We start from the raw sequence: 23536 nt of genomic DNA, 5'->3' as shown, positions 1-23536 counted from the left end.
GACATGGATGCACCGCGAACGCGCACCACCGCCGTCGGACCGGCCGTGACCCTGCCGGCCCTGCCCCTCGCCGACTGGCGCCCGACCAAGGACACGCTGCACCTGTACTGCCAGATCCTCGGGAAGATCCGGCTGGCGACCACTGCGCCGCGCAACCACTGGTGGAACGCCCCGCTCTACGTCGACGTGCGCGGCCTCACCACCCGGCGGCTGCACCACCGGGGCACGACCTTCGAGATCACCCTCGACCTCGTCGACCACGCCCTGCTGATACGGACCGCCGACGGGCGCAGGGACTCCTTCGAGCTCGCCGACGGGCTGTCCGTCGCCGAGTTCGACGCCCGGCTGCACCGGGCCCTGGACGGGTTGGGTGTCGACGTCGCGATCAGGGAGCAGCCGTTCGGCGTCCCGATGACGACGCCGTTCCCCCGGGACCGCGACCACGCCGCCTGGGACCGGGACGCCGTGGAGCGCTTCGGCCGGGTCCTCGACTGGTCGGACTCGGTGTTCGAGGAGTTCAGCGGGTGGTTCAACGGGAAGACCAGCCCGGTCCACCTGTTCTGGCACAGCTTCGACCTCGCGGTCACCAGGTTCTCCGGCCGGTCCGCGCCGCCGCAGGACGTCGACCCCGTCACCCGGGAGGCGTACACCCACGAGGTCATCTCGTTCGGCTTCTGGCCCGGCGACGACCGGCTGGGCGAGGCCGCCTACTACTCCTACACGGCCCCGGCGCCCGCCGGGCTCCGGGACCAGCCGCTCGCCGCCGGCAGCTGGACCGAATCCGGCGCGGGCCTGCTGGCGGTCCTGCCGTACGAGGCCGTCCGCGCCTCGGCGGAGCCGGCCACGGTGCTCCTCGCCTTCCTGCAGAGCGCCTACGAGGCGGGCGCCCGCCTGGCCGGGTGGGACGTCGACGGCCTGGAGTCGACCTGGTGCCCCACGCCCGATGAGCTCCACCGGCTCCGGCAGCTCGGGCGTGCCTGAAGGCAGCTCGGGCGCGCCTGAAGGCAGCTCGGGCAGGCCTGAAGGCAGCTCCGGCAGCTCCGCACGGAGTGAGCGGGAAGGTCAGCCCAGCGCCTTCGCCCGCCAGTAGCCGTACTGGTCGAGCGGGTCGCCGTCGAAGGTCCACGGCCAGGCCGTGACGGTGTCGCCGATGAGGCGGTAGGCGTCGGCCCCCTCGCGTGCCCGGCCGGCCTGGACGAGGGCGAAGGCGAGCAGGTTCAGGTCGGCCAGCGCGGCCGCGTGCCGCAGGTGGCCGGGGCGGGGCCAGCCGGCCAGGGCGGTGTCGAGCGCGGTGGCGGCGCGGTGGGTCGCCCACTGGCGGCGGACCAGCAGGGCGTCGATGCCGCCGCGGGCGACCGTACGGGCGTGCTCGTCGACCAGCGCGGTCAGTTCCACGCCCACGACGGGCGAGGCGGCGGGCGCCGAGCCCCGGACGCCCTGCACGAAGTCGAGCTGGCTGCTGCGCGAACCGCACTCCTCCGGCGACAGGTAGCGCAGCATCTGCAGATGGGCTTCGCGGTTCCACGGGTCGCGCGAGGTCACCTCGTGCCAGACGGCGAAGGCCTGGCGCGAGTCGGCACGCTCCAGGCGGAGGATCCCGAGCAGCACCACCCAGGGTTCGGGGTCGTCGGGGGCGGCGTCGGCCGCGCTGCGGCACCGGTCGACGGCGTCGGCCGCGTCCTCCATCCGCCCGGTCTGCCGGCCGCGGCACAGCGCGGCCCAGGCCTCGAACACCTGCGGGTCGGCCGCGTGCGGACGGCGCATCCGCCAGGACCGGACCAGTCCGGAGTGGGCCGCCGCCTCGGCGAGCACGGCGAAGCGGTGCCCGCGGCGGTCCCAGTCCCGGCCGGCCGTGTGGAGCAGCCGCTCCACCTGGTCGACCTGGATGGCCACCTGGCCGGGCATCGTCGGGGAGCTCAACTGTCTTCGTACCCGACCGAGTTCGACGTCGTCGAGCTCCGGCCGGACACGCGGGCCGGAGGGGAGGAATCTTCGAAGGAGCGACACGCGCCGCAGCCTAGGCGCCCGGTCCGTTTTCGGACAGACCCCGAGGGAAACCGTTATGTCCGACAGATCCCGGTGACGGCGCCGTCGCGCACGGCTACGGGCTCGGCGCCGCCGCCGGACAGGCCCTACGCGCCGGCCCGGGCGGTGGCCCGGGCGTACGCGGCGGCGCGGATCTGCGAGGGGCCGCAGGCCCAGACCATGATCCGGCCGCCGGTCCGGGCGATCGGGCGGTCCCAGGCCGCGCGGACGAACCCGGGCCGCCGGACGCCGAGTTCGGCCCTGGCCCAGGCCGGCAGCAGGTCGATCGAGGCGTTCGTCAACACCCGGACGGCGGCGCGCTCGCGGCGGCTGCGGCCGAAGCCGCGCAGCAGCCGGAGCACGTCCAGGGCGGCCGGGGTGACGTGCAACTCCGGCCGGATCCGGGCGAGATAGGCCGCGACCTCGGCGGCGGAGCGGGGTACGTCGGCGGCGCCCAGCCGCTCGGCGACGGTCGCCGCCTCGGCGAAGTACCGGTCCCGGGCGGCGGCGTCCAACGGCTGGGCGGCGTAGGCCTGGTAGCCGGTCAGGAAGCAGGACACCTCGGCGGTGTGGACCCAGGTGAGCAGGTCGGGATCGTCGGCCCGGTAGGGGCGACCGTCCGGTGCGGTGCCGCGGATCCGGGGGTGGATCCTGCGCACGCCGGCTATCGCCTGTTCGGCCGCCGCCGTCGAGCCGAGGGTCGTGGTGGCGACGAACCGGGCGGTCCGGTTCAGCCGGCCGGTCGGGTCGGTGCGGAAGTCGGAGTGCGCGTCGACGGCGGCCATCGCCAGCGGGTGCAGGGACTGCAGCAGCAGCGCCGCGAAGCCGCCCACCAGCATCCCGGCCGGGTGCCCGTGCACCTGCCACACCACACTGGCCGGCCCGAACAGCCCCGGATCCCCCGCCGGGCGGTCGTAGCGCTCCAGGTGCAGGTCCTGCCCGTGCACGGTCGCGTTGATCTCGGCCAACAGCCGTGCCCGCAGCGCCGCGAGCGGCGTTCGCCGCCCGCCCTCCCCGGTCCCCTGTCCCATCCCGCCCGCCCCCTCCTCGACGTGAGCCCTCACCGTACCGGCGGCGCCCGGCCCCGGCGCCGGAGGGGATGTCGGTGGCCCCCCACTGCGGTCGGCCCCATGACCACCGTTCGGCTCCGTCACCGACGGCGTGGCCGCCCGCACCCCCTGAGCACCGGGCCCGGTCAGTCGGCCCGACTGCGCGGGAAGTCGGCCCGGACGACGGCACCGACGGCGCCGACGGGGGCGTTGTCGGCGGTGAAGGTGCCGCCGAGCTCTTCGGCGCGCTCGGCCATCGAGCGCAGGCCCACTCCGCGCGTGGATCCGTGGCCGGGGAAGCCCCTGCCGTTGTCGGCGACCTCGACGGTGACCCGGTCGGGAAGGGCGTGGAGGCTGAGGCGGGCGCGGGTGGCACCGGAGTGCCGGACGACGTTGTTCAGGGCCTCGCCGCTGATCCGGTAGACGGCGACCTCGACGGCGGCGGGGAGCACGGGCAGCGGGTCGGGCCGCAGGTCGAGGGTGACCCTGAGCGACCGGCTGGCGAGGGTGTCGGCGAGCCGGCGGAGCGCGTCCGCCAGGCCCTTGCCGTCGAGGGGCCCGGGTGCCAGGCCGTCGGTGATCCGCCGGAGTTCGGTGATCGCCTGGCCGATGCCGGCGGAGGCCGCGGTGAGCGAGGCCGTGGCCTTGGAGTCCTCGGGCAGCTCGGCGCCGGCCGCGTCGATGCGCAGGCGCAGCCCGGACAGGGCCGGGCCGAGGCCGTCGTGGAGGTCGTGGCGCAGGCGGCGGCGCTCCTCCTCGCGGGCCAGCACCAGCTGTTCGCGGCTGGCCTGGAGGTCTTCGTACAGGCCGAGCGAGGCGATCGCGGGTGAGGCCTGGTCCGCGAGGAGGCTCAGCACCGCGCGGTCCTGCCGGTCCAGTTCGGGCTGTCCGAGGCGGGGCAGCACCAGCAGCTCGCCGATCTCGGCGCCCTCGTAGGTGAGCGGGAAGCGCTCGCCGGGTGGGTCGAGCGTGCCGAGCCGGGCCAGCTCGCGCGGCCCGCCGCGGGTCCGCACCCGCACCGCGGCGGCCGGCAGCCCGAGGGCCTGCACGACGGTCCGGCAGAGCAGCGGCGGCGCGTCCGCCGGGTTGACGGCGTGGCTCATCCGCTCCGCCAGCTGCCGGACCAGCTGGTACGGGTGGGCCCGCTCGCCGTAGTAGTAGCGGTCCACGGCGCGCCCCACGCCCCGGGCGGCCGGGCGCAGCAGGGCGCCCAGGAGGACGGCCCCCACCAGCTGCCACCACCAGCGCGCGCCCGACCCGGTGCCGGGCAGCAGCCGCCGCATCAGGTAGGCGGCGAGCAGGAGGCCGACGAACAGCAGCACGCAGAAGGCGAACGCGGCCAGGTGGCGCCGGGTGACCCGGTCCAGGAAGAGTTGGCGGTCGCGGCGGAAGGCGGCGATCGGCAGCAGCATCCAAGCGGCCTCGCCGGTCACGATGACCGTGTAGGGCAGCCACACGGAGAAGCCGGCGACGTAGTGCGGGACGGCAGCCAGCGCAGCCCAGACCAGGTAGGCGGCGATCACCGCACGCAGGTACGGGTGCGGTCCGGGCAGGCGCCACCAGCGGACCACGGCCACCGTCATGGTGAGCACGAGGCTCGCGGCGAAGAGGTCGAAGAGGTACGGGCCGAGCCGCCCGTCCAGCCAGAGGTACGGCGCGGTGCGGTGGAGCGGGTTCGGCAGGCCGTACCACTCGGGCACCTGGGCGGTGTCGGCGAAGGCGAGCACGGCGCTCCAGGCGGCCACCGGGACGGTGAGGCAGCGCCAGACCCCGCCGGGCAGACGGGCCTCGGGGAGCCAGAGCGGGAAGCCCACCACCACGAAGCCGTTGGTGATCTCGGCGGCCAGCGCCAGCGCCGCGATCACGTCGACGACCTCTGCCCCGGCTCCGGCGAGTGCGGCCGTCAGCAGCACCAGGATGCGCAGCGACTGCAGCAGACCGGCGACCAGCAGCAGCACGCCCAGGGCCTGGCCGTTCCGGTTGGCCACCAGGAACAGGCCGGCGAGGGTGAAGATCAGGCCGACCGCGATCCAGACGCCGTCGAAGAAGTGGTTCTCGCTGACACCGCCCAGCCCGGGGTGGGTGAGCGCGAGCAGCGACCACACCGCCGCGCACAGCAGTGTGGTCCAAGCGGTTGCGAGGGCAGTGGCAACGCCGGCGCCGCCGGCCCCGGACCCTCTCATTCCGTCCACCTCCCTGACCCGGTCCATGCTGCCCGGCCCGGCGTCCCGGCCGCACGGGCCACCGGCCCCGGTCCGCCGGGACCGGCGGCCGGCCGGGGCCTCCGCACCAGGGGCGGTGCATGCCGACCGGAGCACTGTACGGCTGCACTCCGGGTCCGGCCGGTACTTCGGCGGCCGAGCCGGGCGGATCAGCCCAGGATGGCGGGGTCCTGGGCGAGTTCGGCGAGGAGGGCGTCCAGCTTCTCGCGGTCGACGGAGGGCATCACGAAGACGTGCACGTAGCTGCGACGGGTGGACTCGTCGCCGGGGACGAGCAGGACGTCCTGGGAGGACAGCGACCACTTCGCGACGAGTTCGGCGCTGGGCTTGCGGAACCGTACGGTGACGGCGCCGGGGGTGCGGGCCGGCCAGAGCTCGACGCCGAGGTCCTGTTCCATGGCCAGCAGGCGGCGCTCCAGGTAGTCGGCGAGCTCCTGGGCCGTGCGGATCCGGTCGACCTGGTCCTGGTAGGAGTGGCGGGACAGGTGGTCCCAGAGGATCAGCGGGGAGAAGCCGTTGCGGGAGCCGGCGAAGGTGGTGTCGGGCGCGCCGATGTAGTCCGGCTGGGACGGCGGAGAGATCTGGTACTTGACCTTCGTCATGTAGATGCCGCAGGGCCACGGCGCGCCGGCCCACTTGTGGCCGCTCATCGCGATCGAGGAGACCATGTCGACCTCGCCGAACTCGGCGGTGGGCAGGGCGAGGCCGAAGTCGAACTCGGACAGCTGCGTCTGCGGCGTCCAGCCGTACGCCGGGTCCTGGGCGGCCATCCGCAGGAACGGGGCGTAGCCCGCGCCGAGTGCGCCGTCGACGTGGATCCAGAAGCCGCGGCGCACGTCGACCAGCGGCTGTCCGGTCCGCGGGTCCGCCCCGTACGCCACCTCGCGCCGCACCAGGCCGTACCGCTCGAAGATCGGCAGCAGGCGCTCGCAGACCGCCCGGACGTCGTCGTGGGCGCCCTTGAAGGTGCTGCCGAGGTTGAGGTTGACGAAGATCGGGTGGCCCTTGGCGGCGAAGAACTCGACCAGCACGGCGAGTGCGTCGACGTCTATCTCGCCCGGGCCGTCCCAGGAGAAGCCGGACGGGCCCGGGCGGGAAGGCACCTCGGCGGGCCACTCGCGGCGCCCGGTGGCCGGGTCGACCAGCGGGCACTCGTCCGGGTACAGCTCCAGGCCGACGGCGTGGAAGGTCTCGACGGCGAGCACCCGGACGGCCTTGGCGAAGGAGTAGTGGGTGTCCTCGGAGTAGAACGCCACCGGGCGGTGGGCGTTCGGGTTGTACCGGTCGGGCGTGGCCTGGACGTAGCGCAGCTCGTCCCGGGGGGCGGCCGGCGGGTGGATCAGCGCCTTGCCGCTGAGGTAGTCGCGGGCGTTCCAGAGCGCGTACATGTTGCCCTCGGTCGAGCCCATGGACAGCATGTAGCCCCAGTACGACTCGGGGTCGGCGGGGTCGTGCGGGCGCTGTGCGTGCCACAGCCGCGCGTAGTAGTCGAGGACGGCGCACTCGATGACCTTGGTGTTCGGCTTGTAGCCGCCGCCCTGGAAGGGGTCGCCGAGGTTGTTGATGTTGTTCGGCATGAACCGGGCCAGGTCGAGCGCGGTGCCCTGCATGTCCTGGGTGGCCTGGTAGCCGACCAGGTGCTTGCGCTTGCGGGTCAGGTACTCGTCGACCGTGTCCAGGGCGCGCAGCCGCCGGTCGTCGTCCAGCCCGGCCGCGGGGAGCGCGAAGTCGCCGCCGTCCAGCTCCGGGCCCGGGTCGACGGCGGTCACGACGGCGGTCGCGAGGGCAGGCTCGGTCACGGGCATGGCGAGGACGTCGGTCGGGCTCATGGGCGGGGCGCTCCGGGCGTGGTCGGGAGGTCGAGGGCGCGTTCGCCGCTCGCGCCCCAGGATGGAACTTTCCGGCGATTCCCGGAAGCTCGGCCGAAGAACATTCGATCGAAGCCCGAATCGGTTTGCCGATCGACGGAATCGGCTGGAATCCTGGCGGGTATGCCGAACAATCCGCAGCGCCGGCGGCCCTCCCTGGACGACACGGACCGGGCGATCATCCGCGCCCTGGCCGACAACGCCCGGCTGCCGAACAACGCGCTGGCCGAGGCGGTGGGCATCGCCCCCTCGACCTGCCTGGCCCGGGTGCGCGCCCTCCAGGAGCGCGACGTCATCCGCGGCTACCGCGCCGACGTCGATCCGGCGGCCATCGGCCTGCCGCTGCAGGCGATGATCTCGGTCCGGCTGCGCGCCCACACCCGTGAGCAGAACGAGAGCTTCCGCAGTACCGCCCCCGACCTTCCCGGCGTGCTGGCCGTCTTCCACATGGCCGGCTCCGACGACTACCTGCTGCACGTCGGCGTCGCCGGCCCCGAGGCACTGCGCGACTTCGTGGTCGACCACCTGACCACCCACCCGGCGGTGGCCCAGACCCGCACCAACCTGATCTTCGAGCAGATACCGGGCCGCCGTTACCTGGGCCCCGCCTGAGCCCGACCTGCCCGAGCCCGGAAGGTCCGGCCCCGGAGGATCCCTCGACTCCCGCCGAAAGGCGGAGGCCGCACCCCCCGAACGGTGGGTGGCAATTCCGACATCGAGCCGCAATCCGGCAGCCGTCCATGACGCAGTCGGGCAGCCGCACATGAAATGTCGTGAATTCAACCAAAGAAATGGCGGAAAGCGATCGAGCGTCGCGCGGAACTACCGCCGATCCGGCCGTCGTGAGATCCACCTCACCCTCCGGGCGCTTTCCGCCGCAAAAGCGCCGGTGACGAGGCCTCAGGTCGTGTCCACACCGTTCCGACGATGACTCAGCTTGGAATCCAAAGGCACACACGGTGATAGCCTTGGTTTCTGCGAGCGGGTGGCCCCACCAACCCCGATGTCGCATCAGCTGACGAACCGTGCAGCGCATCACCGAACCCCGGTGCGCATGCTCGGCCCGTTTTTCCCATCCCGTGACCCGCCGGGTCGCAGCGGAATCGAATTCCGCCGACCACCGGGCCCACGATCGCCTCCGACCCGTCGGGCGAAGTCGTGCGACCCCGCGACCTCGTCCGGCCCTCGCACGCCCAAAAGCAGGAATTGATGCCCGTTCAACCCCTTGCGGAACTCATACGCTTCGCCCGCCTCAACTCACCCTTCTACGCCGACCTGTACGCCGGCCTGCCCGCCTCGGCCGCCCGGCTGGCCGACCTCCCGGTCGTCCCGCAGGCCGAGTTCTGGCAGGCCAACACGCCTCGCGGCAACCGGCTGCTGACCGGGCCGCTGGAGGAGGCGGTGGTCTTCAAAAGCGGTGGCACCACCGGCTCGCCGAAGTTCTCGTTCTACAGCCGGGAGGAGTGGCGGGAGTTCACCGCCTCCTTCGGCGCCGGACTGACGGACGCCGGACTGCGCGCGGGGCACCGGGTCGCCGACCTCTTCTACGCCGGTGACCTGTACGCCAGTTACACCTTCATCCTCGACGCGCTGCACCGCTCCCCCGTCGCCAACGTCCGGTTGCCGATCGGCGGGGCGGCACCCCTGGAGTCGACCGCGCAGACCCTGGAACAGTTCGAGGTCGAGGTGGTGGCCGGAACCCCCACGACGCTGTGCGCACTGGCCGACCACCTCCTGGCCTCCGGTCGCGAAGTCCCCTCCGTGGAGCTGCTGTTGTTCGGCGGCGAAGGCCTCTACCAGGACCAGCAGCCGCTGCTGCACAAGGTGTTCCCCAACGCCAGGATCTCCTCGATCGGTTACGCCGCCGTCGACGCCGGGCTGCTCGGCCGGCCGGTACCGGGACCGGACACCCGGGTGCACCGGGCGTTCACCCCGGAGACGGTGGTGGAGATCCTGGACGAGCACACCGGCGAGCCGATCGACACCGAGGGCGTCCCGGGCCGGGTCGTGGTGACCGACCTGCGGCGACGGCTGATGCCCGTGCTGCGCTACCCCGTCGGGGACCGCGCGGAGTGGACCGACGTCGCCGCCGGACGGTTCCGCATCCTCGGCCGGGCCCAGGAGGGCGTACGGGTGGGGCCGGTGTCGCTGTACACCGAGGACGTGCTCGACCTCGTCCGGGCCGCCGACCCGGCCGGCCGGGTGGTCGGCGTGCAGCTGGTGGTCCGCCGCTGGGAGGGCCGGGACGGGCTGGTCATGCGGCTGGCCCACGACGGGGACGCCGCCGGGCTGCCCGAGCTGGCCGCCGCCGTCACGACCGGTGTCCACACCGCGCGGCCGCTGTACCCGGAGGCGGTCACCGCCGGGTACGTCCACCCGCTGACCGTCACCTGGGTACGTCCGCACGAACTTGCCGTCAACCCGCGGACCGGCAAGCTGATCCGCGTCCTCGACGAGCGCCCGCACGACGAAGCGCCCCACGACGGACGGACGCAGTCATGACGGCCACCGAGGCAGCCGGGACGGCCGAGGCCGCCGCCACCCGTCTGCCGCTCGTGCTGCGCAACCGACGCTTCGCCGCCGTCTGGGCCGCGCAGGTCCTCACCCAGGCCGCCGGGCGGATGTTCCAGGTCGGCGCAGTGTGGTGGCTGGTCGGCTACGCCGCGGGCACGGACCGCGGTCTCGCCTCGGGCGTCTTCCTCGCCGTCAGCACCCTGCCCGCGGTCGCGCTGGCCCCGCTGGTGGCCGCGCTCATCGCCCGTCGCCCGCACCGCACGGTGCTGGGCGCGTCGGCGGCCGTCGCCGGTCTGGTCGCCCTCGGCACGGCGGGCTGGACGTACGCCGCGACACTGCCGATGGCCGTCGTCTACGGTGCGGCCCTGCTGCTGGCGGGCTGCCAGGCGGTCTTCGACCCCTGTCTGACCACCTCCGTCCCCGAGCTGGTCGAGGACGCCGACATCGAGGCCGCGACCGGCTTCGAACTCGCCACCCAGTCGCTGGCCGGCCTGGCCGGCGGGCTGCTGGGCCCGCTGGTGGTCGACGGCGCGGGCCTGGCCGGCATCGTCGCCGGGTGCGCCGGTGCCTACCTGCTGGCGGCGGCCCTGATCGCCGCGACCCGCTTCCCCACCGCCCCGGGCGCACCGACCGCGGACGGCGACGCGCCCGCCGACGACGCACCGCCCGCCGGACGACGGCCGCTGCGCCGCATCCTGGCCGAACTGCCCTTCGTCCGCCGCGTGTTGCTCTGCTTCACCGCAGCGAACCTGTTCACCACCGCGGTGTTCGTGGTGATGCCGCTGTACACCCGGACGGTGCTGCACGCGGACGGCTCGACCGTCGCCGCCCTGGAGGCGGCCCTCGGCGCCGGCACGCTGGTGGGCTCGTTCACGGGCGGCCGGCTCCCGGGCACGCCGACCGCGGTCGGCGCCGGCTGCCTGGGCCTGATGGCCGCCGCGCTCGCCCTGCCCGGACTGCCCGGACTGCCCGCTCCGGCCGCCGGCCAGGCCACAGCCGTCGGGTCGATGGCGGTCGCCGGCTGGTGCGTGGGCGTGATCGGCGTACGGTTCGTGGCGTTGTTCCAACGGCTGGTGCCGGCCACCGACCGGCCCGGTTTCTTCGCGGTCATGCAGGCCCTGCTCGGGGCGACCTTCCCGGTGTCCTCGCTGGTGTTCGGCCTGCTCGGCGACCACCTCTCGCCGCGGACGCTCTGCCTGGTCCAGGCCCTCGGTGTCCTGCCCGTCGCCGCCGCCCTCTGGTGGACCGGGCGATACGCCCCGGAACCAGCCCCAGCCCCGGCCCCGGCCGCCCAGCCGATCGGGGACGAGCGATGACCGCGACGATCGCCCCCGCGGGCCCCCAGGACGTCGCGCAGCTGCGGCAGCTCTACTTCGACGTCTACGGCCACGGCTACCCGGTCGCGCTCGGCAGCGACCCCGCGGAGATGCGCCGTCTGATCGACGACCCGCACACCCACTGGCTGACCGCGCGCCACGAGGGCTCCGGCCGCCTGGCCGGGTCGGTGGCGGTCCAGACCGACCCCGGCAGCCGGATCGGCAAGCTGGTGGGCCTGGCCGTCCACCCGGAGCAGCGCGGCGGCGGCCTCGCCGCCCGGCTGACCGCCTCCGTCTGCACGGACGCCTTCGCCGCCGGCACGCTGGACTCGGTCTACGCGACCGTCCGGGTGGTCACCCCCGGCCCCCAGCAGGTCTTCGCCCGCAACGGCTTCCAGGCCCTCGGCCTGCTGCCGAACGCCGTCGAGGTGGCCGGCTGCGAAAGCCTCGCGCTGTTCGCCCGGCACGCCGACGGCGTCCTGGCCCGGCGGGAGGAGGTCGGCGCGGTGCCCCGGGCCCTGGTCCCGCTGCTGGACGCGGCCCGGCAGAGCACCGGCGTCGACTACGGCCGCCCCGCCCCGGCGGACGCCCCCGCCCCGGCCGCCGAGCGGACCGCGCCGGTGACGGCGCCGATGGAGCTGATCGCCGCACCCGGCTTCGTCCGCCGCCGCTTCCTCGAACTCTTCCCCGACCCGGGAGAGCGCTTCTTCCCGCTGCACGTCCCGAACGCCGTGCTCACCCCGCCGGACGGCGCGTTCGAGGCGTACGCCGACCTGGACCGGACCGCGGCGAGCTGCTCGCTGATCGCGGTGCACCCGTCCCCGGCGGCCGTCGCCGGGGCGCTGGAGCCGCTGATGGCGGCCGTCACCCGGGCGGGCGCCGACTACGTCGAGACCCTGCTGCCGCTGGCCGACACCGCCGGGCTCGGCGCCTTCCTGGCCGCCGGGTTCATCCCGAGCGCCGTCTACCCGGCGATGCGCCGGATCGGCGACCGGTTCCACGACTACGTGGTGCTGTCCCGCACCAGCCGTCAGATCGACTTCCGGGCCGCGGCCGTCAGCGGTCGGCTCCAGCCGTACCTGCTGGCCTACCTGACCGCCTGGACGTCGACCTACCTTCCCCTTGCCGAGGTTGCCCCGTGACCGTCCGTCCCGCCAGTGCCGACACCGTCAGCGCCGATGCCGCCAGTGCCGACACCGTCAGCACCGATCCCGTCAGCACCCATCTCGCACCGGTCGCGGTCCCCGACCCGGCCGCGCTCCCGCACGTCCAGCAGCTCTGCGACCTGGCCTCCCCGTACGCGGCCGGGCCGGAGACCGACGCCCTGTTCGCCGCCGCGATGGCCGAGACCAACGCGTGGCACGCGCAGCGCTCGCCGTTCCTGCGCTCGCTGCTGGACGGCCCGGCGGAGACGCCGGCGCCGACCGTCGGCGAGGGCGTCCGCACCCCCCTCGTGCACGCCAACTTCTTCAAGCGGCACGAGCTGCTGTCCATCCCCCGGGAGGAGGTGTTCCTGCACCTCACCTCCTCCGGCACCACCGGCCAGAAGTCGCAGATGTTCTTCGACACCTGGACGATCCGCTCCGCGCAGCGCATGGTGGCGCGGATCTTCGACCACTACGGCTGGATCACCCCCGACCAGCCCGTCAACTACCTGCTGTACAGCTACGAGCCCGCGCCGCAGCTGAAGCTCGGCACCTCGTTCACCGACAACTACCTCTGCGACTTCGCCCCGGCGAACCACACCACGCACGCGCTGCGGCACACCGGCAGCGGCCACGAGTTCGACGTCCACGGCTGCATCGAGGCGCTGCGCCGCTACGCCGAGGACGGCCTGCCGGTACGGATCCTGGGCTTCCCCGCGTTCCTGCACTTCACCCTGGAGCGGATGCGCGCGCTCGGCCTGCCGCCGGTCCGGCTGCCGGCCGGCTCCCTGGTCCTGCTCGGCGGCGGCTGGAAGGGGCACACCGACCGGCAGATCGGCAAGGAGCAGTTCTACGCCGAGGTCACCGAGCAGCTGGGCGTCCCCTCGGAGCGCATCCGCGACACCTTCGGCTCGGTCGAGCACTGCGTGCCGTACATCGAGTGCGCGCACCACCGCCTGCACGTCCCGGTCTGGTCGCGGGCCGCCGTGCGCGACACCCGCACCCTGGAGCCGCTGCCGTACGGCGAACGCGGCTTCCTCCACCTGGTGTCCCCGTACATCACCTCCGTCCCGGCGCAGAGCGTCGTCATGGGCGACCTCGCCTCGCTGCACCCCGCGCAGGACTGCCCCTGCCCGGCGCCCACGCCGTGGTTCACCGTCCACGGCCGCGCCGGGGTCAGCCGGAACCGCAACTGCGCAGCGGCCGCCGCCGAACTCCTGAAGGGCCTGTCGTGACCACCGCACCCGTGAACCCCGAACCCGCAACGGCCGGAGCCCACTTCTGGCAGGGCTCGTTCATCGACGACGAGGAGGCCGCCCGGCGGCTGGCCGAGCTCCCCGAGCTCGCCGCCCGCGTCCTGGCCGAACCGCTCTCCACCGAGCTGGTGCTGACCGCCTGCCAGCACCTCGCCGACGCCCTCGCCGCTCCGGCCGGCCCCGTCCGCACCCGGCTGCTCGGGGTGCTGACCGACGGCGGCACCGACCCGGAGGAGGCCGCGGCGACCCTCGCCGAGATCGCCGACGCGATCGCCCGCCCGTCGCTGGAGCGCAAGCTCCGGCGCGAACTCGGCGCGCTGCGCCCCGAACGCCTCGCCCGGCCCGACGCCCGGGAGACCACCTTCGAGGCCTGGGCGCCGGTCGGCCTGCTGGTCCACATCGCCCCCGGCAACGCCGCCGCCGTCGCACCGCTGAGCACCGTCGAGGGCCTGCTCACCGGGAACCTCAACGTGCTCAAGACCAGCAGCGCCGACACCCCGCTCGCCCAGCACCTGCTCGCCGAACTGGCCGCCGCCGACCCGACCGGCGCCCTGGCCCGCCGGATCGTCGCGCTGCGCTTCCCCTCGGCCCGCACCGACTGGCTGCGGCAGATCTGCGGGGCCGCCGACGCGGTGGCGGTCTGGGGCGGCGAGGACGCCGTCCGCTCGGTCTCCGAACTGGTCCCCGCCGGCTGCCGGCTGATCGAGTGGGGACACCGGATCTCCTTCGCCTACCTGACCCGTGACGCCTGGTCGGACCGGGCGACGCTGGACGCGCTCGCAGCCGACGTCTGCCGCTACGAACAGCAGGCCTGCTCCAGCCCCCAGGTGGTCTACCTGGACACCGAGGACGACGGCGAGGTCTTCGCCTTCGCCGAGCGCTTCGCGGCCCACCTCGCCGAGGCCTCCGCCGTGGTGCCCCGGCCCGCACTCGAACCGGCCGAGCACGCCGAGATCACCACCACCGAGCTGGTCGCCCGGCTGGAGGAACACCTCGGCCTCACCAGGGTCCTCGCCGCCGAGGACGGCTCCTGGCGGGTCCTCGCCGACACCCGGCCCGCCCTGGCCGCCTCGCCGCTGCACCGCAGCGTCTGGGTCAAGCCGCTGCCCCGCACCTCCGTGATGGCCGTGCTGCGCCCGATGCGCCGGTACCTGCAGACCGCCGCGATCGGCGGCAGCCGCGCCGACGTCGCCCGGCTCTCGCAGGCGGTGCTCGCCGCCGGCGTGCTGCGGGTCACTCCGGTCGGCGGGATGCTCGACGGCTACCACGGCGAGCCCCACGACGGCGTCTACGCGCTCCAGCGCTACAGCCGGCGCGTCAGCGTCCGGGCGGGCGAGGCCTTCGCCACCACCGCCTGCCTGGACGACCTGGCGGCCCCGGCCTTCGTCCCCGCCGCGCCGGGCGGCCCGCTGCTGGACAAGGCCGGGGTGCAGGAGCAGCTGCGCACCCTCGCCCCGGACCACGCCCAGCTGTACTTCCGCAGCGGCGGCAGCACCGGCGCCCCCGCCCTGTCGGTGTTCACCAACGCCGACTACGACACCCAGATGCGGGCCGCCGCCGACGGCCTGCTCGCCGCGGGGTTCGACCCGGCCCGGGACCGCGCCGCCAACCTGTTCTACTGCGGCGGCATGTACGGCAGCTTCATCAGCTTCTTCTCGATCCTGGAGCGCCTCAACGCCACCCAGCTGCCGATCGCCGCCGGCCCCGACCACGCCGCCACCGCCGAGGCGCTGGTGACCAACGGGGCGGACACCGTGTTCGGCATGCCGTCCTACCTCTGGCAGCTGTTCCACGCCGAGCGCACCGCGCTGCGCGCCTACGGCGGGATCCGCAAGGTGTTCTACGGCGGCGAGCACTTCACGGCGGAGCAACGCCGGGTGCTCACCGAGGAGTTCGGCGTCGAGCTGATCCGCTCGGCGGCGTACGGCAGCACCGACCTGGGGCCGCTCGGCTACCAGTGCGCGCACGCCGAGGGCTCGGTCCACCACGTCCTGACCGACCTGCACACCCTGGAGGTCCTGGCCCCGGAGGCCGACCGCCCGGTGGCCGCCGGGCAGCCGGGCCGGCTGGTCTTCACCAGCCGCGCCCGGGCCGGGCAGCGCCTGGAGCGGTACCAGATCGGCGACCTCGGCCGCACGGTCGACGGCGTCTGTCCCTGCGGCAGCCACACCCCCCGCATCGAACTGCTCGGCCGGTACGGGGACGTCGTGCGGGTCGGCACGTACTTCCTCAACGTCCGGCGCTTCGTCGCGGTGGCGCAGCAGGAGCTCGGCTACCGGGGAGAGGTGCAGCTGGTCCTGGAGACGGGTGAGCGCCGCGAGCGGGCCGTCGTCCGGCTCGACGCGCAGTACGCCCAGGACGGGACGGCCGCCCGCGCCGCCTTCCTCACCGCCGTCGCGGAGCTGGGCTCGGCCGTCGAGGAGGGGCTGCTCGACCTAGCCGTCGAGACCGTCGACTCCGCGGCCTTCGAACGGACGCCCACCAGCGGCAAGCTCCGGACGGTGATCGACCGGCGGCGGACCGCCGGGTGACACCGCCGTTCGCTCGGCCGGGGGGCGGTGCGCCGTTCCCCCCGGCCGAGGGCTGCGCCGCCCTGGTGCTGCGCCGCCACGACGAGTACGGGAAAGCCTGAGGATCCGATCCCGCGTGGTGCCGGCCGTGCCTCACCCGGCCACGACCTCGACACCGGCCGCAAGCATGTTGGCGACGACCTGATCGGCCAGCGCGTCGTGGCAGATCAGCAGGTGCATCGGCGGGTCACCCTTCCTGACGACCAGGTAGCCGCTGCCCGTCCGTTCGAGTTGCCAGTCGTCCCGCCCGGTGGTCCACATGTCCTCGTAGCGGGCGAGGTCCGGCGCGCCGCTCTCGGGCGGCGGCTCGTCCCGGAAGGAGATCCCGGGCAGATAGCCGCCCGGCACGGCGGCCTGGGGACGGAGCCCGGGGTGTCGGTCCTCTCCCAGTGCCTCCAGCACCTCGGCCGCCGGGTAGCCGAACAGGTCGATGCCGTCCAGGACGACGGGCACGGCAGCCGGGCCGCGCCACCCGGGCCCCGGCGCACCGCGTCCCACCGGAGCCCGGCCGGGAAGCGGGCGCCGCGGAGGCCCGGCCCGGCTCAGCACGACCTCCGCCATCGGCAGGTCGCCGGCTTGCGGGTCGCGCCGGCCGCCCCCCGCGCAGGCGGTCAGTTCGAAGTCGCCCCACTGGACGGTGCACATCCACCCCGCGTCGAGGCCCCCCGGATCCCGGACCCGGCCGAGACCGGCCAAGGCCTCCCGCGTGGCGACCTCGTCCGTGCCGAAGCGGAGCGTCCCCGCCCCGTCCGGCAGCAGGACCCCGACCCCTGGCAGCAGTTCGAACATCCGCCGATCGTGGCGCCTCACGGCACCACGCCGCAAGCGAGCCGCTGGACTCCGCGTAACCTCCACGCCCCTACGGCGTTTGTCCCATAGTCCGACCGACGTATGGTCTGAGGGGAAACGCCGTGGCCACTGTGCCGTACCAGAGCTCCGCCGACACCGCCCGGGAGCTGATCGCCGAGGCGATGAGGCAGGGCACCAGCCACCTGGCGACCGGGCTCGACGCGCCGCCGGGAACGCACCTGCGGATCGGCGGCCGGGACCTGGTCAACTTCGGCACCTGCGGCTACCTCTCCCTCGAACAGGACGAGCGGATCCGCCGTGGCGCCGTCGACGCGACCGAGCGCTTCGGCGTCCAGTTCTCGGTCTCCCGGTCGTACGTGGCCTCCGGGCTGAACCTCGAACTCGAAGCACTGCTCAGGGAGATGTACGCGGATCACCCCGTGCTCACGTACTCCTCCACCTCGCTGTGCCACATCTCCGTGCTGCCGGCGCTGCTCCGGGCCGGCGACAGCGTCGTGCTGGACCAGCAGGTCCACTTCAGTGTCCAGACCGCCGCGCAACTCGTGCGGCAACAGGGAGTCCAGCTCGCGATGGTGCGACACGGCGACCTGGGCGCCCTCGAACGCCGGCTCCGGCGCGCCCAGGCCACCGGCGAGCGGGTCTGGTACCTGATCGACGGCGTGTACTCGATGTTCGGCGACGTGGCGCCGATCGACGACCTCGTCCGGCTCATGGCGGCGTACCCCGCGCTGCACCTCTACGCGGACGACGCGCACGGCATGAGCTGGTACGGGCGACACGGCGCGGGCTACGTCTTCGAGAAGCTCGGCCGACGCCTGAGCGAGCGGATCGTGCTCGCCACCACCCTCGCCAAGGGCTTCGGGACCATCGGCGGCATCGCCGTGTTCCCCACCGAGGAGCTGTTCGAGCGGGTCCGGATCAACGGGGGTCCGCTGATGTACTCCCACCCGCTGCCGCCCCCGATGCTCGGGGCGGCGATCGCCTCCGCACGGATCCATCTGAGCGACCGCATCCAGGCCCTGCAAGCCGAACTGACGCAACGCCGGGAGTACTGCAACGACCTCCTCGCCGCCAGCGGCCTTCCCGTCGTCTCCGACCCCCGGACACCGATCTACTACATCGGAGTCGGCCGGCCCGAGGTGAGTTACGGCCTGGTACGGCGCATCCTCGACGAGGGGTTCTACGTCAACCAGACCTCCTTCCCCGTCGTCCCCCTCCGCAAGTCGGGCCTGCGCTTCACCCTCACCCGCCACGTCGACCAGAGCCACATCCGCGCCCTGGTCGAGGCCCTGGCCCACCACCTCCCGAAGGCGGTCCAGGACGCCGGCCGCACGATGTCCGAGGTCCGGGCCGCCTTCGGTCCCGCGCCGTCCGACGCCGACGCCGTGGGCGGGCCGCCGGGCATCGAAGCCTAGGACCTGTCGGAACGCAACAGGTATCCGAGCCCGGGAAGCGAGAGGTAGTTCGCGACCAAGTGGAAGTCGAAGGCATGGATGGCCGTGGCCGAGGACTCCTGCAGGTCCACGCCGTCGAACCGTCGTTCCACACCACCGGGCGGAATGGCGACCAGGTCACCCGGATCCGCCAGGTTGACCCAGCGCCCGACGTTGGGCGGCCGACGTCCGCGGTCGTTCCGGGGCGGGGGTTGGAGCCTCGGGAAGACGGCGTGCGGCAGGGCCAGTGGGGATCCGAGCGTGATCAGGAGATCAACGCGCAGGTCGGGACGTTCCCACAGGGCCTCGTAGGCCACCACCGAACCCAAGGAGTGGGCGATCACGATGCGTGAGCCGGTGTCGGCTATCGCGCTCGCCACCCGATCTCGTGCTGCCGCTCGTGCCGCGCCGTCAGCATCGCCGAGATAGGCCGCCACTTCCCGGAAGAACACGGACACGAACCACTCCGTGGCTCGCCTGCCCAGCCCCCGGGTCTCCGCGATCCAGGCCACCGCCTGCCGCAGAGGCGCCGTGAGACGGCCGGCTGACACGCCGCCGGGCAGCGGCAGCGTCTCCAGCCACTCCTGCACCAACTGCTGCTCGAACGCGCCCAGTTCGTCGAATCCTCCGGTGCGGCCCTGCCTCCCCGGATGCCGCAGCAGATCGGCGTAGTAGGCCACCCGGACGTCGCTCCGGTCGAGCGGTTCCCCGACGGTGGCCAGTGTCCTGGCGAGCCTGTCCCCCCAGACCTCCGAAAGGGTGTCGGCCGCTTGCCCGACGGTCTGGTCCGGCCGGTAGTTGCCCACTCCGTGCACTCCGACGATGCGCGTCATCCGCTCGCACTCCCCCGGTCCATCACGATGACCTCGGCTCCGCTCCCGACCACCAGCTCGCCGTCGTCCGAGGCGGCCACGGCATGAACCTCGGAGGGGAACGACAGGACCTCCGACGTCAACCGCCCGAATTCCCAGAGCCGGACGGTGCCGTCGTCCGCGGTCGTGACGGCGCACGGCCGGCCGTCCACCACCGCGAACGTCGCGGAGTACACCCGACCCGTGTGACCGACGAGCGGGCCGCCCACCTGTCTGCGTGTGACGAGGTCCCAGAGGCGAACGGTGCCGCCGATCTCCCCCGTGACGGCGACCGGCCGCCCGTTCAGCACAGCACATGCCACCGCATAGACCTTTGCCGGCACCTCCCCGACCGGGCCGACCAGCGGATCGCCGACCTGCCTCCGGGAGTCCAGGTCCCACAGGCGCACCGTTCCGTCCATCCCTGCGGTGACGACGATCGGTCGGCCGGCGTCGACCGCGCAGTCCAGGGCCCACACGTCCTCGATGTGGCCGACCAGAGGATCTCCGGTCTGCTCCAGGGTGGTCAGGTCCCAGACCCGGACCGCGCCGTCCCTCCCCGCGGTGACCGCCACGGGATTTCCCCGGACGTGTGTGCACACCACCCGGGCGATGTCGAAGGCGAACGGGCCGCCCAGTCCCCTCCGGGTCTCCAGGTCCCACCCGCGCACGGCTCCGTCCGGCCCGCCGTCGACCGCCACGACGACCGGACGGCCGGCAACGACCGTGCAGGCCAGGTCCCTTACCGAGGCGCCGGCCGCCTGGCGGATCGGCTCACCCAGTCGCCGCCCACCGTCCAGGTCCCAGACGAACAGCGCGCCGTCATACCCTCCGGTGACGGCGACGCGGACATCGGAGAGCACCGTGCACGCGACGCTCGTGACCTGTTCGGTGTGGCCCGCGACCGGGCTTCCGAGTCGGCGGTGATCGCTCAGGTCCCAGACCCGAATGGTGTCGTCCCACCCGACCGACACGGCGGCGGGCTGCCCGTCCAGGCACGTGATGTCCGCATCCCACACCAGGCCGCTGTGCCCGGTCAGCGGGCTCGCGAGCTCGCGTCGGCCACGCAGGTCCCACAGTCGCACCGCACCGTCCTTCCCGCCGGTGACGGCGACGGGCCGGCCGGCCAAGGTGGTGCACCCGACGGCGTAGACGATGTCGCCGAGGTCGGTGATCGGGTCGTCCAGTTGCCTTCCGGTGGTCAGGTCCCAGAGGCGGAGGACAGGTTCCGACCCGCTGATGACGGCAACAGGCCCGCCGTCGAGCAGGACGCAGTCCACGGCCCAGACCTGGCCGTCCACGCTGCCGAGCGGATCGCCGATCTGTGCACGGCTGCCGAGGTCCCACAGCCGGACGGTGCCGTCGTCACCGCCCGAGACCACGACCGGCCGACCGTCGAGCACCGTCACACGGAGTGCGGACACGCGGCCGCTGTGGCCGACCAGCGGATCGCCCAGCGGCTCCGACGCGGCCAGGTCCCACAGCCGGAGCGCTCCGTCGGTCCCGGCGGTGACCGCGACCGGCAGGCCGTCGAGCTCCGTGCACACCAGCGCGCACAGCTCTCCGGCCCCACTGTCGAACAGGCAGCGCAGTTCCCGCTGGTCCGTCGCGTCCCAGACACGGACCGTACCGTCATGGCCACAGGTCACGGCGACCGGCCTGCCGTCGACGCTCGACCAGGCCACGCCGGACACCCGGTCGAGGTGACCGGCCGGCAGTCCTCCCATCAGCCGGCCGACCTTGAGGTCCCAGAACCCCAGCCACCGGTACCCGCCGCTGACGGCAACGGGCCGCCCGTCCAGCATGGTGCACGCAACACGCGTCACGAGCACCCGAGCCGGAGCCGGAAGGGTCTCCCGCAGCGCATTGCTGACCTGGGAGCCGGACGCCCAACGAGGCCGCCAGGCCCACGTCGGCAGCGGATCGTTCAGTCGCCGCAGCAGGTCGACCGCCCCGTAGCGCGCCGCGTCGACGGCCAGGAGCTGACGGCGCGTCACAGCGTCGGACCTGCGGTGGATTCCCGAGGACGCCCGGTAGATCGCCACCGTCAGCGCACTCGGTCCGGCTTCGGCCTGGACAAGGGCCGGGGCCAGGGTCTCGGGGTCGGCGTGCACGAGGAAGTCCGCGTCGTCCAGCAGGCCGTCGAGGCCTGCGGCATCCTGTGCGTGCTGACTGGCGTGCCGCAGGAGGTACGGAACGGCAGTGCTCCAGGAACCGGTGCCGGACGACGGGCCGGGACGCCGGTCCGGGACCAGGGTCCGCAGGACGAGGCCGACGGCGGGAAGGCCGGAATGCCGTGGTCCCGCAGCGCTCGACGCAGCGAAGGGCTGCCGGCACAGGTAGTCCGCGAGCCCCTGGTGGAAGGGGCGGTAGAGCGTGGTGCCGTCGGTGTCCATGCTGATGCGGAGGTAGAAGAGCGCCCCGTCGAGCAGGGCCGGATAGCCGTCCGGCTCCGAGGCGGGGTGGATGGCCGCCGCGAGCCCGTACGCGAGCTCGGCGGGCATTCCATCGCCCTTCGCATGGGCGAACGCGGCGAGAAGCGCTCGAACGGCCGGCCCGTCGGGGCGGGAGCGCAGATCCAGTTCGAGGACCTCGGGCAACGTGGTCGGCACCGTCGCGCCGATCCGGTCGGCGTCGTCCGGACCCTTCGCGGGAGCGGTCCCCGCGAGGTAGCGGCCGAACACGCCGGCCACCAGGAACGCGCCCCAGTCGGAGGACCCGGTGCCGCGGTCGGTCAGTCGGCCGGCCACCGCCCGCGCCAGGCGCGCACGCACCACAGCGCGGGCGGTCCCGGAATAGTCGTCGGCCTCCGCGAGCAGATCGGCGAGGTAGACGGTCAGATCGGTGCGCAGCTCCCCGATGTCCACGGTGTCGAGGTCCACCAGGACGCCTGCGTACTCGGCGAGGTGGCGCAAGGCGGCGAACTGCTCCCACGGACGCAGGCCGACCACGAGCCGGCACTCGTGGCGCCCGTCGGCACGTCGGCTGTCGGCCAGCGGCAGCAGGAGGTCGGCGGTCAGCGCGCCGGGATCGATCGCCTCGTCGACCGCGTCCACGACCACTGTCGGAGGCTCCGACAGAGCAGCCACGGCCTCGACGAAGGCGGCCGCGGTCCAGCCGGTGGCCGGCCCGGGCAGGTGCAGCTGCCCGGCCAGAGCGGATATCAGGTCGCCCAGGCTGCGCTGGCGCGCCTGGACGGCAACCAGGCCGCTGTCCACGGACGGGCGGCACTCGGGGTCGAGGCGGTCGAGGATGTGCTGGGCCTCGCCGACCAGGCGGGGATGAGCCGCGCAGACCAGGGCGCCCAGAAGGGCGGACTTCCCCGTCCCCGGCCCACCGGTCACCACGCAGATCCTGCCGGTGTCCGGCTCCGCCATCCACCGGACCAGCAAGCGGAGCTGGCTGCGCCGACCCGTGAACCGGCGGCCGGCCTTGTCGGCGAAGTGTCCGGCATCGCGCGGGTCCAGCTCGTCGAGGAACGCGCGGATCGGCGGATCGATGCGCCGGCGTTCCGCCATGACCCGGTCCTCGACGAACCGGGGATTGGGAAAGAACGGAAGCTCGGGCTCGCTCAGGGTCGCGTCCAGCGGCGTTGCCGACACCGTCTGCCGCAATCCCGACCTCGCCGCGACCAGCTCGCCGATCCGGCGGGCGACCACGGAGAACGACACGTAGCGCTGGGCGGGATGGGCGTCGAACCGGTTCTGCGCGAGTTCGTCGAAGACCTGGGCGACCGCTTCGCTGAAGCGACCGTCATAAGCCGCCTCCGAACTGTCCGAGGCCGCGATCACCCACGCGTAGGTGTCACGCCCGGCCCGTTGGAGCAGGTACGGCAGCCGGGCGGCCCGGCCGGAATGGCACAGATCCAGCAGGAACAGCGTGTGCCGGCCGGAGACCTGCGCGACCGAGACCCACTCGCTGACATTCGTACCGAGCCGGCCGGTCGTCGCACAGGACGGCACCACGTCCACCCTGGTCGGGTCGCCGTCGATCCCGGTGTCGCCGTGGGACATGACGTGGATGATCCGGTACCCGTCGTCCAGAGCGGTCTGAATCCCCTCGCGCAGGCCCCGCAGGTCGGGGTCCACCCGCTCGACGACGCCGTACCCCAACCGCTCGATCGACTGCCTGACCTCGGGCACCAGGCCGTAGACGAAGCTCAGCGGCCCCCACGGCTCCGTCCCGACCGGCAGTTCACGGCCGGCCTCGACCGCCGCCGCGAAACTCCCGACCGCCACGACGAGAGCCTGCCGTCCACTCATCGATTCCCACCCCTGTGGCCCGGACCCGCCCGCACGCCACGACTTCCCGCCGGTCACGACATGGCGATCATTCAATTCAGCGCAGTTTAGCGCCACTTCCTCGAACACGGCGGACTTCGCTCCCGCCTGACCGCACCGCCCCGACGACTTCGGTGGCGACCGGAAACCCTCGTCCCGCGTCGCGGACGGTGCCGTCCTCGCCGCCCGAGCCGCGG

15 protein-coding genes are annotated in these 23536 nt (G+C 73.6%); 8 read left to right on the top strand and 7 right to left on the bottom strand.

Annotation, left to right across the window (positions count from 1 at the left end; translation table 11 throughout):
- Positions 1–3: 3 nt before the first annotated feature.
- Complete coding sequence (locus tag BX285_RS30915) at positions 4–981, top strand: DUF5996 family protein (protein WP_218893058.1); 978 nt, start codon at positions 4–6, stop codon at positions 979–981.
- Positions 982–1062: 81 nt separating this feature from the next.
- Here the strand turns inward: BX285_RS30915 and BX285_RS30910 are convergent, their stop codons facing one another.
- The 4 genes from BX285_RS30910 to BX285_RS30895 all read right to left on the bottom strand — a co-directional run bounded on the left by BX285_RS30910 (position 1063) and on the right by BX285_RS30895 (position 7125).
- The gene (locus BX285_RS30910; RefSeq protein ID WP_143685628.1) at positions 1063–1920 is read right to left on the bottom strand and encodes a M48 family metallopeptidase; all 858 of its coding nucleotides are present in this window, start codon (positions 1918–1920) and stop codon (positions 1063–1065) included.
- A gap of 212 nt (positions 1921–2132) precedes the next feature.
- Positions 2133–3056 (bottom strand): oxygenase MpaB family protein, encoded by a 924-nt coding sequence (locus tag BX285_RS30905; protein WP_097234877.1) that lies wholly within the window; start codon positions 3054–3056, stop codon positions 2133–2135.
- Positions 3057–3220: 164 nt separating this feature from the next.
- On the bottom strand, positions 3221–5257 hold the full coding sequence (locus tag BX285_RS30900) for a histidine kinase (RefSeq protein ID WP_183107256.1): 2037 nt from the start codon (positions 5255–5257) through the stop codon (positions 3221–3223).
- A 188-nt stretch (positions 5258–5445) separates the two neighbouring features.
- Positions 5446–7125: a histidine decarboxylase gene (locus tag BX285_RS30895; protein WP_121178915.1), complete on the bottom strand. Its 1680-nt coding sequence runs from the start codon at positions 7123–7125 to the stop codon at positions 5446–5448.
- A gap of 162 nt (positions 7126–7287) precedes the next feature.
- Here BX285_RS30895 and BX285_RS30890 point away from each other — a divergent pair, with 162 nt between their 5' ends.
- From BX285_RS30890 to BX285_RS30865, 6 genes are all read left to right on the top strand, one after another.
- A complete protein-coding gene (locus BX285_RS30890; protein ID WP_097234880.1) occupies positions 7288–7776 on the top strand; it encodes an Lrp/AsnC family transcriptional regulator in 489 nt (162 codons plus the stop codon).
- Positions 7777–8373: 597 nt separating this feature from the next.
- Positions 8374–9666 carry a phenylacetate--CoA ligase family protein gene (locus BX285_RS30885; protein WP_121178914.1) on the top strand — a complete coding sequence of 431 codons (1293 nt, stop codon included), beginning with the start codon at positions 8374–8376 and terminating at the stop codon, positions 9664–9666.
- Complete coding sequence (locus BX285_RS30880; protein ID WP_121178913.1) at positions 9663–10994, top strand: MFS transporter; 1332 nt, start codon at positions 9663–9665, stop codon at positions 10992–10994. The genes BX285_RS30885 and BX285_RS30880 overlap by 4 nt, the downstream gene beginning before the upstream one ends.
- Positions 10991–12136: a GNAT family N-acetyltransferase gene (locus tag BX285_RS30875; RefSeq protein ID WP_097234883.1), complete on the top strand. Its 1146-nt coding sequence runs from the start codon at positions 10991–10993 to the stop codon at positions 12134–12136. Before BX285_RS30880 ends, BX285_RS30875 begins: the two co-directional genes overlap by 4 nt.
- Positions 12133–13374: an acyl-protein synthase gene (locus BX285_RS30870; RefSeq protein ID WP_121178912.1), complete on the top strand. Its 1242-nt coding sequence runs from the start codon at positions 12133–12135 to the stop codon at positions 13372–13374. Before BX285_RS30875 ends, BX285_RS30870 begins: the two co-directional genes overlap by 4 nt.
- Positions 13371–15926, top strand: a complete 2556-nt coding sequence (locus BX285_RS30865) for an acyl-CoA reductase (protein ID WP_259470858.1) — start codon at positions 13371–13373, stop codon at positions 15924–15926. The genes BX285_RS30870 and BX285_RS30865 overlap by 4 nt, the downstream gene beginning before the upstream one ends.
- A gap of 132 nt (positions 15927–16058) precedes the next feature.
- Here the strand turns inward: BX285_RS30865 and BX285_RS30860 are convergent, their stop codons facing one another.
- The gene (locus BX285_RS30860) at positions 16059–16754 is read right to left on the bottom strand and encodes a hypothetical protein (protein WP_121178911.1); all 696 of its coding nucleotides are present in this window, start codon (positions 16752–16754) and stop codon (positions 16059–16061) included.
- A 122-nt stretch (positions 16755–16876) separates the two neighbouring features.
- Here BX285_RS30860 and BX285_RS30855 point away from each other — a divergent pair, with 122 nt between their 5' ends.
- Positions 16877–18190, top strand: coding sequence for an aminotransferase class I/II-fold pyridoxal phosphate-dependent enzyme (locus BX285_RS30855; RefSeq protein WP_147465252.1), 1314 nt, complete (start codon positions 16877–16879; stop codon positions 18188–18190).
- On the opposite strand, the gene BX285_RS30850 is transcribed toward BX285_RS30855, so the two are convergent.
- Positions 18187–19041, bottom strand: a complete 855-nt coding sequence (locus tag BX285_RS30850) for a hypothetical protein (RefSeq protein ID WP_121178909.1) — start codon at positions 19039–19041, stop codon at positions 18187–18189. The genes BX285_RS30855 and BX285_RS30850 overlap by 4 nt on opposite strands.
- On the bottom strand, positions 19038–23429 hold the full coding sequence (locus BX285_RS30845) for a WD40 repeat domain-containing protein (RefSeq protein WP_147465251.1): 4392 nt from the start codon (positions 23427–23429) through the stop codon (positions 19038–19040). Before BX285_RS30845 ends, BX285_RS30850 begins: the two co-directional genes overlap by 4 nt.
- Between the last annotated feature and the right edge of the window lie 107 nt (positions 23430–23536).

Source organism: Streptomyces sp. 1114.5 (genome assembly GCF_003635085.1).
In the GTDB taxonomy this organism is placed as follows: domain Bacteria; phylum Actinomycetota; class Actinomycetes; order Streptomycetales; family Streptomycetaceae; genus Kitasatospora.
Note: the sequence above shows the minus strand (reverse complement) of the source record. Positions and strands in the feature narration are given on the sequence as shown.